Here is a 16,974-nt window from a genome sequence, read left to right on the forward strand (position 1 = left end):
AAAAATGGCTTTTATTCGTTTGAAATTACTGCCGCTCTATAAGATCAAAGCTAAGAACACTTTTCAGCATAGCTAAGATAAAAACGTTACAAGGCCTATAAGGAAAAAATCTTATGCACTCTTGGTTATTTGGCCCAGTGTTTGTACTCATAAGTCACGTATTTTGCGCCCTCCAGTGGCGCGCATGGCTTAGAACAGATGGTCAGATACATTCAGGGGCGGGGTTTTCTGGTTCGAAAAGCGGCGTGATTCAAGGTGGCATTTTTTTGTCGTTTGGTTTTTTAGCAAAACGTCGTAATTATTAATCAGTCGTTTTTTACTCTCCCTCATGTGTGTTTTGACCCTTTTGACATACGTGTCGACGGTGGTCGGCAGCTGTAGTGAGGATGGAATCATGGCTACTTTAATTGGTGTCGTCAGCCAAGTTATCGGCGAAGTCTATGCAGTAGCTGGCGACGGAACGCGTCGACCACTTAGTGAAGGCGATCGGGTTTTTGTAGGGGAGCAAATCGTTACTGGCGTCGCTGGAGCTATCTCAGTTGCTATGCGTAATGGGCAGCTACTAACTCTCGGGCGTGAAAGCAGCTTGAACCTTAACGAGCAGATGCTCGCAGGTGGCTCTGATCAACTTGCACCTAGCGCGCAAGTGCCTGCTGATATGCCCAGCGATAGCGACCTGACTGATGTCGAAAGGTTGCAAGCGGCTATCGAGGCGGGTGTCGACCCAACACTTGAAGGTGAGGCAACTGCTGCTGGCCCTGGTGCTGGTGGGGCGCCAGGTGCAGCGGGGGGCGGCCACTCGTTTGTACTCTTGGGTGAAACCGCTGGTGCGCTCGAGCCGATTATTGGTTTTCCCACCGAAGGCTTGAGTAGTGGGCCAGAATTTCCGGATCCAGAAGCTGGTTTAGCAGCTCCTGCCGCAATAGATTTTTCCCCAGAAATTGAAATTACCTATTTCGATGGCCCTCCCGATGGCGAGGGTGGTACTCCGGGTGTGCTGGCTGGTCCTGCCGTAGTCGATGAGGCTGCACTGGGGAGCGGCACCAACCCTGCCAGCAATGGCGAGTTCACCTACGGAAGCCTGGTCATAAACTCCCCTGACGGTGTTTCTGCACTTGAAGTCCAAGGCGCCAATGGGGTGTGGGTTAACGTGCAGGGCGGCGGGACTGTCATTGGTGTGTACGGCACCCTGGTTTTCGACGCGGCGGGCAACTGGGTCTACACCCTAACCTCTAACACCTTGAACCACTCTAATCCCAATGCCACGGGCGCTGCAGATCAGGTGGGCGAGAGCTTCCCGGTGCGGGTGTTCGATAACGACGGCGATGTATCGCCGACCGTATTGCTTAACGTGGTGGTGTATGACGACGGCCCAGTGGCCGCTGTGAATAGCGAGACTGAAGGTTTCGGTGAGGTAGCGGTGGACGAAAGCCTGCCGAGTCTGGGTGGTGCTTACACTGACGGCGTGGCGCAAGCGGTCCTAGCCGCCGCTATTGTGCAGGCGCAGTTCAACAGTGCGCTGGGCGCTGATGGCGGCAGTACGGCGTACAGCCTGGCGCTCAATACCGGTGCCGGCACAAGTGTTGGCAGCGGTCTGTTTGCGGTCAATTCAGCAGCGCCGGGCGGCAAGGGTGTGGAAATTCAGCTGAGCCAGTCGGGCAATGTGATCAGCGGCAACGTGGGTGGCGACACCTACTTCACCCTGACCATCGACCCGGCGAGCGGCGAAGTGACCCTGAACCTGCTCGACAATATCTGGCACAGCAACACCGGCAATCATGACGATGCGCAAAGCCTGCTGCTGGGTACCGGAGTGCTGCAACTAGTGCAGACCCTGACCGATGGTGATGGCGACAGCGACAGTGTCTCGATTGATCTGGGCGCCGCCGGTGCATTTAGCTTTGAAGATGATGGCCCCCGTGCACAGCTCAGTGAGCAGTCCGAAGGGTTGGGTCGTGCATTGGTTGATGAAAGCCTGGCGAGCCTGGGCGGTGCCTATGCCGATGGTGTTGCCTCAGCCGTGTTGAGCGCCGCGGTGGTGCAAGCGCAGTTTAATAGCGTGTTTGGTGCAGACGGTGCGGCGGCGGGTGATGCCGGCACGGTGTACAGCTTGGCGCTAAGCGGTGCTGATGTACCGAGTGGTTTGTTTGCGGTGGACGCGAGCGCGCCGCTGGGTAAGGGCGAGCAGATCGTCCTGAATCAAGTGGGCAACGTGGTCACCGGCAGCGCCGGTGGCGTGCCGTATTTCACCCTGACCATCAACCCGGTTACCGGCGCGGTGACCCTGGGACTGCTGGACAATATCTGGCACGCGGACACCAGCAATGCGGATGACAGCCAGCTGCTGAGCTTGGCTGAAGGCGCGCTGTTACTGACCCAAACCGTGACCGACGGTGATGGCGACAGCGACAGTGTCTCGATTGATCTGGGCGCCGCCGGTGCCTTTAGCTTTGAAGATGATGGCCCCCGTGCACAGCTCAGTGAGGAGTCCGAAGGGCTGGGCCGTGTATTGGTTGATGAAAGCCTGGCGAGCCTGGGCGGTGCCTATGCCGATGGTGTTGCCTCGGCGGTGCTGAGCGCTGCGGTGGTGCAGGCGCAGTTTAATAGCGTGTTTGGTGCAGACGGTGCGGCGGCCGGTGATGCCGGCACGGTTTACAGCTTGGCGCTTAGCGGTGCCAATGTACCGAGTGGTTTGTTTGCGGTGGACGCGAGTGCGCCGCTGGGTAAGGGCGAGCAGATCGTCCTGAATCAAGTGGGCAATGTGGTCACCGGCAGCGCCGGTGGCGTGCCGTATTTCACCCTGACCATCAACCCGGTTACCGGCGCGGTGACCCTGGGTCTGCTGGACAATATCTGGCACGCGGACACCAGCAATGCGGATGACAGCCAGCTGTTGAGCTTGGCTGAGGGCGCACTGTTACTGACCCAAACCGTCACCGACGGTGATGGCGACAGCGACAGTGTCTCGATTGACCTGGGCGCCGCCGGTGCCTTTAGCTTTGAAGATGATGGCCCAACCGGCGGCAGTGTTGTTGCTGCGGTCGTTCTGGATGATGAAGGCCTTGCCGGCGGCATTAATGGCGGCCCAGGCGATGTCGCGGGTGCTGCGACCAGCACCAGTGGAAATTTGGCATTTAATGCCGGTGCTGATGGTCTTAAGTCCATCGCACTGAGTGGCCCGGCGACGCTGGGTACAGAAAATGTCACCTCCAGTTGGGATACCGCTACCAATACCCTGACCATCAGTTCTGTCCGCGGTGCATTGCTGACGGTGGTGCTCACTGACCCAGCCTCTGGCGCCTACACCATCAATCTGTTGCAACCGCTGATGCATCCGGTCAGTGGCACCGAAGACGATATCACGTTGAACATCGGCTACACGGTGACTGACGGGGATAACGACTCGGCCACGGGCTCGTTGGTCGTGACGATTGATGACGATACCCCGACCATTCAGGCCGGGAATATTGGAGTGACCTCCTTTGTCACCTTCCAGGGCTCCGATGCTGGCTTCAGCAACTCCTATGGCTATTACAACAAGGCGCCAGATGGCTCACCAATAGACGGCAAAGTGATTTGGGCCAATGTGCATGCTCAATCTGTTGGCGATGTGGGTGATCTCAGTGGTCTAGACCCAGCTAATACGGGCTTCTTTATCATCCCTAACGGCGGGGCCAATGCCGGCCTGGCTAATGGCTCTGTCGTGACCTTCGAGCTTGTCGCGGGTCAGTGGCAGGCCAATCTGGGTGGTGTGCCACTAGTGGGGGCTGACGGCGCCAATGTGCTGTTCAGTGATGCCAGCTTGAACCCTGGTGGCTCGCACTTGCAGGACACCGGTAGCGTGGGTAATCAGAACTGGGAGGACAAAACTCTCACCTCGGACTACGACTACAACGATGTCAGCGCCAATGTCACCTGGGGTTCAGCGCTGCAGGTTGATGAATCGGCCTTCCATATTGATGCAACGGCTAACTTCAGTGGCGTGTTCAATGTGCAACCGGGTGCCGATGGTCTGCAAAGCTTGACCTACAACCTGAGTGTGCAGAACGCCAACTCGGGCCTGGTCGATACCGAAACCAACCAGGCGGTGATCCTCAGCTTCAATGCGGGGGTTATTGAAGGCCGCACCTCTGGCACAAACCAATTGGTATTTACCCTGAGCGTCGATGTGGCAGGCACCGTTACTCTCGATCAGATTCGCTCCATCGTTCACCCAACTGGCGACCCAGACGAAGCCAAGTTCTTGGGCGCGGGGCATATCAGCTTGAATGCCGTCGTGACCGATGGGGATGGTGATCAGGCCAGCGCCAGCCTTGATATCGGTACAGTCATCAGTTTCAAAGATGACGGCCCAAGTGTGCTACCGAATGCCCTGGTGCAACTGGACGACGATGCTCTGGCCAACGGCATTCCGGGGGGCGTGGGTGACGATGCGGATTCGATCAACGCCAGCGGCACGCTGGCCCACAGCTTCGGTGCGGATGGTGCGGGTAGCCTGCAGTGGCTGACCACTGGTGCTCCAGCCGGCTTCACCTATCAAACGTCAGGCAGCTCACTGCTGGTCAAGCAGGGAGCTACCCTCGTTTTGACTGTGACGCTTAATCAATCGACCGGCGCATACACAGTTACCCAAAATGCGCCAATCCAACATGCCACGGCTGATCAGGAGAACAACCAAGCCTTTACCCTGAGCTATCAGGTGACTGATAAGGATGGAGACAGCGCCACTGGCACCTTATCGCTCAATATTGACGATGACACCCCGCAAGCCCAAGACGACACTGCCACAGTACAAGCCTCGCAAGGTAAGGACTTCAATGTAGCCTTTGTGCTGGATTTCAGTGGCAGCATTGATAATACCGAGCTGAACACCATGCTGCAGGCCGTACGTGCTGCCGGGCAGGCATTGTTCAATGGCACCACAGGCGATGTGACGATCAAGGTCGTGGCCTTCTCCGGCACGGCGACTTCCTACGCCGCTGTTACCGACTATGCTGCTTTCTCGACTCTGATTGGCAGTCTCAATCCTGCTGAGACTGGAACTCGTCCGTTCAATGGGCAAACGGACTTTACTGCAGCGATTCAGGAAACCATGGGGGCCTACACCCCGGTAGCTGGGGCAAGCAACCAGGTGTTCTTTATCAGTGACGGTAACCCCAATGAGCAGACTGGCTCGGGTGGCAACTCGCTGAGCAATGCAACGGCTACAGCTTGGAGTGCTTTCGTTAATGGCCCGGTGGGTGTGAGCGTCACTGCCATCGGTGTAGGCAATGGCATCAATACCGCTCGCTTGCAGGATGTGGATCTGGATGGCGTTGGTGCGCCTATTCTGGTTGGCGACTTCAATGGGCTGGTCGACACCCTGTTGGGCCAGATTGGCGCTCTGGTTAGCGGCAATGTGCTGCTGGGCAGTGACGGCGTTGCTGGTGGCGGTGATGACGATGCCTTTGGCGCGGACGGCCCTGGTTACATCCAGTCCATCGTGATCAACGGCATTACCTATGTATGGGATGGCGCGGGCACTATCGATCCGAGTTCCGGGCCGAATATTGCCGGTAGCCAGCTGAGCAATATCACCACGGCTGAAGGCGGCAAGCTTAGCTTCAACTTCAGTACCGGGGCGTGGACCTATCAAGCGCCCTCAAATGTCGTCGGTGATAAAACCGAGACCTTCACCTACACCATCGTCGACAAAGATGGCGATCCATCCAGCGCTAACCTAACGGTATATGTTGAAGACACCAGTCCGATCATTGCGATGGTTGATGAGGATGAGTTGCCTGGTGGTATCACCGATAACGATGCAATTACTACGGTTGCGACCGGCAATGTTGGCGAACTGGTTGTGGGTTCGTCAGCGGGTGTTCAGTTCAGTCTCTCGGGTAGCACTGCTGGCCTGCCAACGGCTAGTTCTGCTGGCGTTAGTCTGGTTTACAGCGTGGTTGGCAATACACTTATCGCCAAAGCAGGCGCCTCAGGCCCGACCATCTTCACTCTGCAGGTGCAAGCTAACGGCGACTACACCTTCACCCTCAGTGGTCCCCTGGATCACCCCGTCCCCGGTAGCGATGACAACGAACTGCTGGTGATGAACTTTGCCAGCATTCTGCTGGCCAGCAACGGCGTCGATCCGGTTGCTCTGCTAGGCGATTTCTTGGTGTATATCGAGAATGATGTGCCGACTATCAGTGCCGGCTCGCCCGTTGCCGATTCGTTGCAGGTGGATGAAACCAATCTGTCGATCAATACCAGCGTGAGCTTTGCTGCGTCCTTCAGTGGTCACTACGGTGCCGACGGCGCTGGTACTACCACCTACAGCCTGAGTGTCAGTGCTGCAGGTGTAGACAGTGGTCTGGATGACTCTGCCACCGGCAGTAATATCCTGCTGTTTAACGAGGCTGGGGTGGTTGTTGGGCGCGTAGGCAATGCGACCGGAGCGGTGTCCTTTACTGTCTCGGTGAATGCCAGCGGCCAGGTCACCCTCGATCAACAGCGGGCGATTATCCATACCCCCAACAGTGGTGCAGATCAGGAATCCAGTTTGGCCGCTGCCAACCTGGTGCAACTGAGCGCCACTATTACCGATAAGGATGGTGATACGGCTACGGCCTCGGTCAATCTGGGTAGCGCCATCAGCTTCAGAGATGATGGCCCGAGCATTAGCTCCAATGCAGTGGCGGCCGATAGTCTGCAGGTTGATGAAAGCAATCTGTCCGGCAATGCCAGCATCAGTTTTGCTGGGGCATTTACATCTAGTTACGGCGCTGATGACGCTGGCAACATCGTCTACAGCCTTAATGTCAGTGCTGCAGGTGCGGATAGCGGCCTGGATGACTCGCTCACCGGTAGCAATATTCTGCTGTTTCTAGAGGCAGGCAATGTGGTCGGTCGGGTGGGAAGTGCGGCAGGGGCAGTTTCCTTCACCGTTGCCGTGAATGCTGGCAATGGCACCGTTACCCTGGATCAACAAAGCTCGATCATCCATACACCTAACAGTGGGCCGAATCAGGAGGCTAGCCTGGCGGCAGGCAACTTGATCAAACTCAACGCCACAATCACTGACAAGGATGGCGATCAGGCTACAAGCTCGATTGACCTTGGGCATGCCATCAGCTTCTTGGACGATGCACCAAGCGCTGTTAGTCAGGTGCAGAACGGGCAAGCAGAAACCAATCTCAATACCAACTTGATCATCGTCTTGGATGTGTCAGGTAGCATGGGTAACTCATCTGGCGTAGGCGGTATGGACCGCCTGCAGGTCGCCAAAAATGCCTTGCTGGAGCTTCTGGAGCAATACGATGCGCTGGGCGATGTGAAGGTCAGTTTTACGACCTTCTCTTCAAGTGCGTCGAGCGCCAGCAGTTGGTTGACAGTATCGGCTGCTAAGGCTGCAATCCTGGCTGCCACCGATAACGGTTCAACCAACTACGATGCTGCGTTGATCGATGCAATCAACTCGTTTGGTGAAAGCGGAAAAATTACCACCGGCAATGTGCAGAATGTCGCCTACTTCCTCTCGGATGGTTACCCCAATGCACCAAGTGGTGATGGTGGAATCTCCAGTGCGGCAGGTTCGGCGGCGGGTTGGCCGGCACCTTATTCGAATGGCGGGGTCTCCGAAGAGCAGGCGTGGATTAACTTCCTTACCGCGAACAATATTCGCGCCTATGCCTTGGGTATGGGCTCAGGAGTGGATGCCGGTGCACTTAACCCAATTGCCTACAATGGCACCAATGGCGGCAGTAACACCAACGCGATAGTGGTTAATGATTTCAACGACCTCACTGCAACCTTGGTGGCTACAGCCCAGGCTTCTCCAATCAATGGCAATCTGACGGCGGGAGGTGGTTTTGGTAGTGATGGTGGCTTTGTCCATACATTGCTGGTTAATGGCACAACTTACACCTACTCAAAATCCTCCAATACGTTCGTTGCTACGGGAGGTGCCAATAACGGCAGCCTGACCGGGACTTCGTTGAAGGTGCTTACGGGCTCTGGCTCCGATATCACCGTGAACATGCTTACAGGCGGCTACACCTTCACCCCGCCCAGCACTATTACTACAGCGATTGCCCTGAGCATTGGCTTTACCCTAATTGATAACGATGCCGATGCCACTGCCTTGGCGAGCCTCAACATTAATATCAACCCAGGGTCTGCCCCAATGGTCATTCGTGATGATCTGGTGTTGACCAATGTAAATACCCAGGGCGGCAATGATGTAATCAATATTCCAACTTGGGCGTTGCTTGCCAACGATAGCGGATCAAGTAGTGGATTGTTGTCGGTGCTGAATGTGACAGGGGCTGTGGATGGCGGTGCGACTTTATCCGGCGCCACGGTCACATTTACCGAGGAAAGTGGTGGCGCCGCCGACGGTGGTAGTTTCACCTACGGTGCGTCAATTAACGGCAGCACTGTTCTCGATACAGCGGTTGTTGATGTTGTGCGCAGTGCCAATTCCAGCACACTGACAGGCACCTTCCGCAATGAAATCCTGCTTGGCCGTGATGGCAGCGATGACACCCTCAATGGCGGTGATGGCGATGACATTCTTATCGGTCTGAGTGGTAACGACACTCTGAACGGCGGTAATGGCAACGACATCCTGGCTGGTGGTGCCGGCAACGATGCGTTGAATGGTGGGGCAGGGATTGATACTGCCAGTTATATCGATGCGGCCTCGGCCGTAACTGTCAATCTCGGTGTTGCCAGTGCGCAGAATACCGGCGGGGCAGGGACCGACACCCTCAGTAGTATCGAGAACCTGATTGGCTCAGGCTTTAACGACACATTAATTGGTAATAACAGTGCCAACCTGCTGTTCGGTGGTGCCGGTAGCGATACGCTGGTCGGCAATGGTGGTGATGACATCCTGATTGGTGGGTTGGGTGCTGACACCATGACTGGTGGCTCGGGTAAAGATACTTTCCTGTGGCAAAAAGGCGGTTTGGGCGGTGGGGTGGATCACATCACTGATTTCAATGTGGACACCGCAGGCGTTAACTCCGACATCCTGGATTTGTCGCAGTTACTTTCGGGTGTTGGAACGAATCCGAGTGTTCTGCAGGATTACCTGGACTTTGCTTTCTTGGGCACCACCACAACTATTAGTATCCGTACGGTAGCAGCAGGGCCAGTAGAGCAGCAGGTGATGCTGGACAATGTGAACCTTTCAACGCTCTACAGTAGTAGTGACGAGGCCACTGTCATCATGAATATGCTGGACGACAATGCGTTGAAAACAGCCTAAAAACGCATAGGCTCGCCGGTAAAACGGGGAGCCTATTCCCACATACTCCGCTTGCTCTTGAACGACTGTTGTGTGGGCTATTAAAAATCAGCCTGCGACCGAAGAGGACTCGGGCTGATTTTTCATAGCTAAATACTTAGTGCGCGTTAGTTATTCAAGTGAACATCTGCAACTGTTTGCACGTAGGTTGCTGGATTCACTGGGGGGTAGCTGTGAGCAACATAGCGTGGGGCAAGGGTATGGCAGATTAGGACTGCAACTGTTGCAGATACCCCACCACATCCGGCGCACCCGCCAGGCGTAGCCCTTCGCCCAGGGCCGTGGCTTCACTGGAGTGTTTGGGCAGCAGCAGAAACTCCGGTGAGCCCGGAGCCCCCATTAAAGAAAGGCGCGAATAGGGCAGGCCGTTATCCAGCAGCAGCGCCATAAAAGCAGGGTCACTCCAAGCAGCATTGGGCATGCCCAGTACGTGATAGTGCTGCTGCAGGTTGCTGAGGCCTTGCTCGCTCAAGCGGTAGCTGCTGAGTTCAGCCGGTAGATTGACTTCAAGCTCACGTCGACGGGCGTAGGCAATGGCGCAGGCGAAAGCCTCGCTATGGTGCTCGCCGGCCCAGAACACCCGATCACCACGCCAGCTGGCTTGACGCAGGGTGATGCGTTCACCTGCGAGAAAGCGCGGTAAGGCTTGGCTAATGGATTTAACGAAGTCTTTGTAGCTGATGATGCGTACCTGGCGGCAGAGCTCGCTGGCGGCGAAAGCCTCGAAGCTGGCGTGGTTGGCTTGCAGAGGGTTACAGGTCAATAGGCCATCGATCATGCGCAGGTCGAACGATGAGAGCTGTTGCTCGTGCGTCTCAATAACGCGCACGAGCATGGCATGTGCCTGCGCCTTGTCTTCCTGAACCGGACCGGAGAGCGCGTTGCGTGGTAGGTCGATCAGACGTTGTAGCTGAGGACCGTCTTGCCAGCAGATGCTTTCACGCAGTTGCGGCAGAGGGCTGAAAGGCAGACGCAGCTGGCTGGCGCGTTCGAGTATCTGGCGTTGCCCACGGCCAATAAGGCCTAGCCGTTGCGCTAGGGCACCGATGCGTGAGCTGAGGGTAGAGGGCTGCTCAGACAGACTCATGGCAGGTACTAACTCCGAAATCACCATTGCTAGTTTGGCAGAGCCCGCTAAGCACTGCACAAGCTTTATCGGCCGTTCCGACAGGTTTTTTCAAGAGCCGCAGCGCGGCGTATGGCAAGATTGCTGCAGTCAGTTGCAAAGGTGCCTCCATGCCCAGTCTGGTGTTTGATATCGCGTTATCGGCCGAGCGCATGCGTGTGGTCTATCAAGGGCGTGCCAGCCGCATATTAGTGCAAAGTCGCGATGGGCGGAGTGTCAGTGTGCCAGCTCACCATTTCCGGCCATTTCTGACCCATGACGGTATCTATGGTTCCTTCGCGCTTGAGTTCAGCGCGACCGGTGCGTTGCTTAGCCTGCGCCGTTTGGGCTGATACTGCCGTGTGCCTCGCCTATCAGGTACGCAGCCAGCTATAATCGCGTCCTTTGTAACTTTATCGAGCTAAGCCTGCCCATGTATACCCTGGCCCGCGAGCTGTTGTTCAAACTGTCCCCTGAAGCCTCCCACGAACTGTCCATCGACCTGATCGGTGCCGGCGGTCGTTTGGGGCTTAACGGTTTACTGACCAAGAGCCCAGCTGTTCTGCCGGTTAAGGTGATGGGACTGGAATTCCCTAACCCGGTCGGGTTGGCTGCCGGGCTGGACAAGAACGGCGACGCCATTGATGGCTTTGCTCAGCTGGGCTTTGGTTTTGTTGAGATCGGTACCGTGACGCCGCGTCCGCAGCCGGGTAACCCAAAGCCGCGCTTGTTCCGTTTGCCTGAAGCCGAAGCCATTATCAATCGCATGGGCTTTAACAACCACGGTGTTGATCATCTTCTGGCTCGGGTACAGGCGGCTAAATACAAGGGCGTGCTGGGCATCAACATTGGCAAGAACTTCGATACCCCGGTCGAGAATGCAGTGGATGATTATCTGCTGTGCCTGGACAAGGTCTACCAGCATGCCAGCTACGTCACCGTCAACGTTAGCTCGCCCAACACCCCAGGGCTGCGCAGCCTGCAGTTTGGTGATTCGCTCAAGCAATTGCTCGAGGCCCTGCGCCAGCGTCAAGAAGACTTGGCTGCGCAGCATGGCAAGCGTGTACCGCTGGCGATCAAAATTGCGCCGGACATGAGCGATGAAGAAACCGTCGAGGTTGCTAATGCGCTGGTTGAAGCCGATATGGATGCAGTGATTGCCACCAACACTACTTTGAGCCGCGAAGGTGTACATGGTCTGGAATGTGCCGATGAGGCCGGTGGTCTTTCTGGTGCACCAGTGCGTGACAAGAGCACTCACATTGTTCAGGTGCTGGCCAGTGAGCTCAAAGGTCGTTTGCCGATCATTGCGGTGGGCGGTATTACCGAAGGCAAGCATGCAGCCGAGAAGATCGCGGCCGGTGCCAGCTTGGTGCAGATTTATTCGGGGTTTATTTACAAAGGGCCGGCGTTGATTCGCGAAGCGGTCGATGCCATCGCCGCGTTACCGCATAAAGTGCAGAGATAAAAAAGGGCTCCCTGAAGGAGCCCCTGGGCTCGCGCCCGCCGCTCGGATGGAGCGTGCTTGGTGAAGTCGGTAGGTTCCTGAATCAGCCGACTGCGTGAAGTTCGTTAAGTCGATGGATGCCGGCGGCGCCGGTCATGCCGTCCCAGTTGTCACCGCGGCCTTCGCGCCAGCCGTTCAACCAAGCTTGGCGGACAGAGGGGAGGGTGAAGGGGCAGAGCTCGCGGGATTTCCCGCTGATGCCGTATTGATAACCACGCAAAAAAGCTCTTTCTAACGGATCACGCTTAAGTCTTCTCATAGGGTGAAGCCCTCAATGTTGACTGTTATGTCCCTTAGACCTTGTCGCAAGGTCAGGCAGAAATAGACTGCCTACGGAGTCCGCTGCCGGCGTTGCGAGCCTCCTTGCCATCACCATTGCAGTGTTGGCCTGAGGTGATTTCTAACCAATGCGCGGGTGCCTGTGAATGATCGTTTCGTCATAAGGCCGTAACATTTTCGAGGGTCAAGCCATAAGGACGATGCCGGCATCTTGGTTTAACGCCGAAGCACCTATGCTGTGGGCGTCTACGCTGGTCATGCTGGTGTTTTGCTATCGCGAATGGAATGCGATTGAGACTGTTGTTTATTCCGACGAAGTGTCGTGCTGAGACGCTTTGTCACTTATTTTAGGTGTGCTGATTGTGCGGCACCCCGTTGATTGCCTTAGGCACTGGAAATTCCCATGTCGGAACGTTACGAACTCTTTCTCACTTGCCCTAAGGGCCTCGAAGGTCTGCTGCTCGAAGAAGCCAGCAGCCTCGGCCTTGAAGAGGCACGTGAACACACTTCGGCCATTCGTGGCATGGCCAACATGGAAACGGCCTATCGTTTGTGCCTGTGGTCGCGCCTTGCCAATCGCGTGCTATTGGTGCTCAAACGCTACAGCGTGCAAGACGCTCAGAGCCTGTATGAAGGTGTGCTTGAGGTCGATTGGTTCGAGCATCTGGAGTCCAATGGCAGCCTAGCCGTCGAATTCAGCGGCAATGGTTCAGGGATTGATAACACCCATTTTGGTGCTTTGAAGGTTAAGGACGGTATTGTCGACAAGCTGCGTTTGAAAGACGGCACGCGCCCCTCGGTCGACAAGCTCAACCCAGACATGCGTGTGCACCTACGCTTGGATCGCGGTGAGGCGATTCTCTCTCTTGATCTGTCTGGCCATAGCCTGCACCAGCGTGGTTATCGTTTGCAGCAGGGCGCGGCGCCGCTCAAAGAAAACCTCGCGGCAGCCGTGCTGATCCGTGCTGGCTGGCCGCGCATTGCCGCTGAAGGCGGCGCGCTGGCTGACCCAATGTGCGGTGTCGGTACCTTCCTAGTGGAAGCGGCAATGATCGCCGCCGATGTGGCGCCGAACCTGACCCGCGAGCAGTGGGGCTTTAGTAAATGGCTGGGCCATGTGCCAGCCTTATGGAACAAGCTCCAAGCTGAAGCCCAGCAGCGCGCCGAAATTGGCATGGCCAAACCGCCGCTGTGGATTCGCGGCTATGAGGCTGATCCACGGCTGATACAGCCAGCACGTAATAACATCGACCGAGCTGGGCTAAGCCACTGGATCAAGGTCTATCAGGGTGAAGTGGCGACCTTTGAGCCGCGTCCGGATCAGCACCAAAAAGGCTTGGTGATCTGTAATCCGCCCTATGGCGAGCGTCTGGGCGATGAAGCGAGCCTGCTATACCTCTATCAGAACCTTGGTGAGCGCCTGCGTCAGGCCTGCATGGGCTGGGAGGCCGCGGTATTTACCGGTGCGCCGGATCTTGGCAAGCGCATGGGTATTCGTAGCCACAAACAATATGCGTTCTGGAACGGCGCCCTGCCTTGCAAGCTGCTGCTGATTAACGTGCAGCCCGAGCAGTTTGTTACTGGTGAACGTCGTACGCCTGAGCAGCGTGAGCGCGAGCGCGAACAGGCGGAAGCCGATAAGGCACCGCTTGAGCCGCAAGAGCGCCAGTACAACAAGAACGGCAACCCGATCAAACCTGCGGTAGCCCCTGCTCCGGTGGTTGAGCTAGCGCGCTTGAGCGAAGGCGGACAAATGTTCGCCAACCGCCTGCAGAAGAACCTCAAACAGCTCGGTAAGTGGGCGCGCCGTGAGGATGTGCAGTGCTACCGCCTGTATGACGCCGACATGCCGGAATATTCCATGGCGGTGGATTTGTATGGCGATTGGGTGCATGTGCAGGAATATGCCGCGCCTAAGTCAATTGATCCAGAAAAAGCCAAGGCCCGCATGTTTGACGCCATTGCAGCGATTCCGCAAACGCTGGGTGTCGACAAGAACAAAGTGGTGCTCAAGCGCCGCGAGCGTCAGAGCGGCACTAAGCAGTACCAGCGTCAGGCAACTCAGGGTGAGTTTCTGGAAGTCAGCGAGGGCGGTGTGAAGTTGCTGGTTAACCTCACCGACTACCTGGATACCGGGCTGTTCCTCGATCACCGTCCACTGCGCTTGCGTATTCAAAAGGAAGCCGCCGGTAAGCGCTTCCTCAATCTGTTCTGCTACACCGCTACAGCTACTGTGCATGCGGCTAAGGGCGGTGCTCGCACCACCACCAGTGTTGACCTGTCGAAGACCTATCTGGATTGGGCGCGGCGCAACCTGTCGCTCAATGGCTATTCGGACAAGAACAAGCTGGAGCAGGGTGATGTGATGACCTGGCTGGCCGATGATCGTGGCGAGTACGAGTTGATTTTTATCGACCCGCCAACCTTCTCCAACTCCAAACGCATGGAAGGCATTTTCGATATTCAGCGTGACCACGTGCAGATGCTCGACCTGGCAATGGCGCGCCTGACTAAAGATGGAGTGCTGTATTTCTCCAATAACTTCCGCAAGTTCGAGCTCGATGCGAGCCTAGCAGCGCGTTATCAGGTTGAGGAAATCAGCGAGTCGACCCTTGATCCGGATTTCGCCCGCAATCAGAAAATTCACCGCGCCTGGCGGATCAGCCTACGCGGCTAATACCGTAAGGTCTGCTCACAAGCTTTTGAGCTAGAGCCATGCAAGGCAAAAAGAGGCGAGGAAGCGTAGTGTGTTTTTGTACATGAGCATCCTCAGCCTATTTTTAACGTAGCAGGTCGTGAGCAGATTCTTAGGATTTGTTGCGGATCAACGTGCGTAATGCAAAACGATTGGGATGGCAGGCCTGCGCGACATCGGCAGGCACTGGCATCGGTTCATTATTCAGCCATGCAGCGATCAGCTCGCCAGATAGAGGCGCGGTGATCAGGCCGCGTGAGCCATGCCCGCTATTGATATACAAGCCATCCAGCCAGGGGCAGGGTGTTTCCGGTACCTGGCGGGCATCCTTGCTTAAGACCGCATAAGTCTCGGCAAAGGTTTTCGCATCGGCTATAGGGCCGACAATCGGCAGGTAGTCCGGGCTGGTACAGCGAAACGCAGCGCGGCCTTGCAGGTGCTCTGGGTCTAATTGCGTGACGTTAAGCTGGGCGGCCAGAGCTGGCGAAATTTCATCCAATAGTTGCAGATTGCTAGCGTGATCGGCGCTTTTCAGTGCCAGGTCGTCACTGTTGAAGTCAAAGCTTGCGCCTAGGGTGTGCTCATCCAAACGTGCCGGGGCGACATAGCCTTCGGCGCACACTACTGTGCTAAGTGCGCGGCTAGCTGGGGTGGCAGGCAGACGGCTGATCTGCCCGCGGATGCGTTTAAGCGGCAGGCCGGCACTCTGACTGAAAGCCTTGATTTCGGCGGCGCTGGCCAGCACTGCAACGTTAGCGCTGGCCAGCAATCGCTCGCCATTCCAGGCTTGCCAGTGATCACCTTCACGGCGCAGTTGCAACGCTTCCTGATGCAGTTGCAGGCGAATATTCGGATGTTGGCTCAACAACTTGCAGAGAGCAGGTGGATGCACCCAGCCCGCATCGGGATAGAACAGGCCACCTGCAGGGAGGGTAATGCCCGCTTTGCCCTCGGCGGCGGCTTGGTCTAGCGTCAGCAGCAGATCTGCCGGAAAGGCAGCTGCAAGCTGCGCTTGGCGCTGCGCCTCTTTGCTGTCGAAGGCCAGTTGCAGCACGCCGCAGTTATCCCAGTCAGTACCTTTTTGCAGGCTTTCCAGCCGCCTGCGGGTATGCCCATAGCCGCTGACAATCAGGCGCGACAGCGTGGTGTGATGGGCTGAAAGCTTAAGATAAAGCACCCCTTGCGGGTTACCCGAGGCTTCCTGGGCGATGGCGTTATGGCGTTCCAGTAGGGTAACCTGCCAGCCGCGTTGGGCCAGGCTGGCAGCAGTGGCGCAGCCCGCCAGGCCTGCGCCAATGACTAACGCGCTGCGTTCCCCGTCGGGTTGTACGGTGCGGGCAAACCAGGGCTTCTGCTGCTCTGCTGCGCCACCGGCATACATCCCCTTGAGCACTTCCCATTTCTTCCCCAGGCCTGGGACGCGCTTCATTTTGAAGCCAGCATCGTTCAGGCGGCGGCGCACATAGCCGGTGCTGGTAAAGGTACCTAGTGTGGTCTTTACGTGGGACAGTCTGGCCAGCTCTGTAAACAGCTCGGGCGTCCACATGTCGGGGTTCTTCGCCGGGGCGAAGCCGTCGAGAAACCAGGCGTCGACCTTGGCGTCCAACTGCCCCAACAGCTCCAGTGCATCACCAATCAACAAGGTGAGGACGATACGGCCGTCGGCAAACACCAGGCGCTGAAAGCCTGGGTGCAGGGCTACGTATTGCTTCAGCAACTGCTCAGCGAAGGGCGCAAGTTCTGGCCATAAGGCCAGCGCACGCTGCAGATCGGCCTTGTTCAGCGGGTATTTTTCTACGCTGATAAAATGCAGGCGGGTACCTGTAACAGCCTGTTGTTCGAATAACTGCCAGGCGCAGAGAAAATTCAGCCCGGTGCCGAAGCCGGTTTCGCCAATGACCAGATGCTCGTGCGCTTGCAGCGCGGCGAAGCGCTCAGGCAGTTGGTTGTTAGCAAGAAACACATAGCGGGTTTCGGCCAAACCATTCTCGTTAGAGAAATACACATCGCCGAATTGGCTGGATAAGGGTTGGCCCTGCTCATCCCATTCAAGACTGGCTTGCGAGTGTTGGGTGTCTGAGGCAAGGGGCATGTTT

Annotated in this window: 7 protein-coding genes; 4 read left to right on the top strand and 3 right to left on the bottom strand. The window is 56.6% G+C overall.

Annotated elements, in window-relative coordinates; all coding sequences use genetic code 11:
- Nucleotides 1-394: 394 nt before the first annotated feature.
- Nucleotides 395-9,253 carry a retention module-containing protein gene (locus BMZ32_RS09485; RefSeq protein ID WP_167376746.1) on the top strand — a complete coding sequence of 2,953 codons (8,859 nt, stop codon included), beginning with the start codon at nucleotides 395-397 and terminating at the stop codon, nucleotides 9,251-9,253.
- Between the two features lie 247 nt (nucleotides 9,254-9,500).
- On the opposite strand, the gene BMZ32_RS09490 is transcribed toward BMZ32_RS09485, so the two are convergent.
- Nucleotides 9,501-10,379, bottom strand: a complete 879-nt coding sequence (locus BMZ32_RS09490; protein WP_090241736.1) for a DUF6685 family protein — start codon at nucleotides 10,377-10,379, stop codon at nucleotides 9,501-9,503.
- 149 nt (nucleotides 10,380-10,528) lie between these two features.
- On the opposite strand from BMZ32_RS09490, the gene BMZ32_RS09495 reads away from it, so the two are divergent.
- Together BMZ32_RS09495 and BMZ32_RS09500 are read left to right on the top strand one after the other, a co-directional pair.
- Nucleotides 10,529-10,750 (top strand): DUF2835 domain-containing protein, encoded by a 222-nt coding sequence (locus tag BMZ32_RS09495; RefSeq protein ID WP_090241737.1) that lies wholly within the window; start codon nucleotides 10,529-10,531, stop codon nucleotides 10,748-10,750.
- 80 nt (nucleotides 10,751-10,830) lie between these two features.
- On the top strand, nucleotides 10,831-11,865 hold the full coding sequence (locus tag BMZ32_RS09500; protein WP_090241738.1) for a quinone-dependent dihydroorotate dehydrogenase: 1,035 nt from the start codon (nucleotides 10,831-10,833) through the stop codon (nucleotides 11,863-11,865).
- Between the two features lie 82 nt (nucleotides 11,866-11,947).
- Here the strand turns inward: BMZ32_RS09500 and rmf are convergent, their stop codons facing one another.
- A complete protein-coding gene (rmf, locus tag BMZ32_RS09505) occupies nucleotides 11,948-12,163 on the bottom strand; it encodes a ribosome modulation factor (RefSeq protein WP_090241739.1) in 216 nt (71 codons plus the stop codon).
- Nucleotides 12,164-12,586: 423 nt separating this feature from the next.
- On the opposite strand from rmf, the gene rlmKL reads away from it, so the two are divergent.
- Nucleotides 12,587-14,860: a bifunctional 23S rRNA (guanine(2069)-N(7))-methyltransferase RlmK/23S rRNA (guanine(2445)-N(2))-methyltransferase RlmL gene (gene rlmKL / locus BMZ32_RS09510; RefSeq protein WP_090241740.1), complete on the top strand. Its 2,274-nt coding sequence runs from the start codon at nucleotides 12,587-12,589 to the stop codon at nucleotides 14,858-14,860.
- Nucleotides 14,861-14,990: 130 nt separating this feature from the next.
- Here the strand turns inward: rlmKL and mnmC are convergent, their stop codons facing one another.
- Nucleotides 14,991-16,970, bottom strand: coding sequence for a bifunctional tRNA (5-methylaminomethyl-2-thiouridine)(34)-methyltransferase MnmC2/FAD-dependent 5-carboxymethylaminomethyl-2-thiouridine(34) oxidoreductase MnmC1 (mnmC, locus tag BMZ32_RS09515; RefSeq protein WP_090241741.1), 1,980 nt, complete (start codon nucleotides 16,968-16,970; stop codon nucleotides 14,991-14,993).
- Nucleotides 16,971-16,974: the final 4 nt, after the last annotated feature.

It is taken from the genome of Pseudomonas guineae (genome assembly GCF_900113745.1).
GTDB lineage: Bacteria > Pseudomonadota > Gammaproteobacteria > Pseudomonadales > Pseudomonadaceae > Aquipseudomonas > Aquipseudomonas guineae.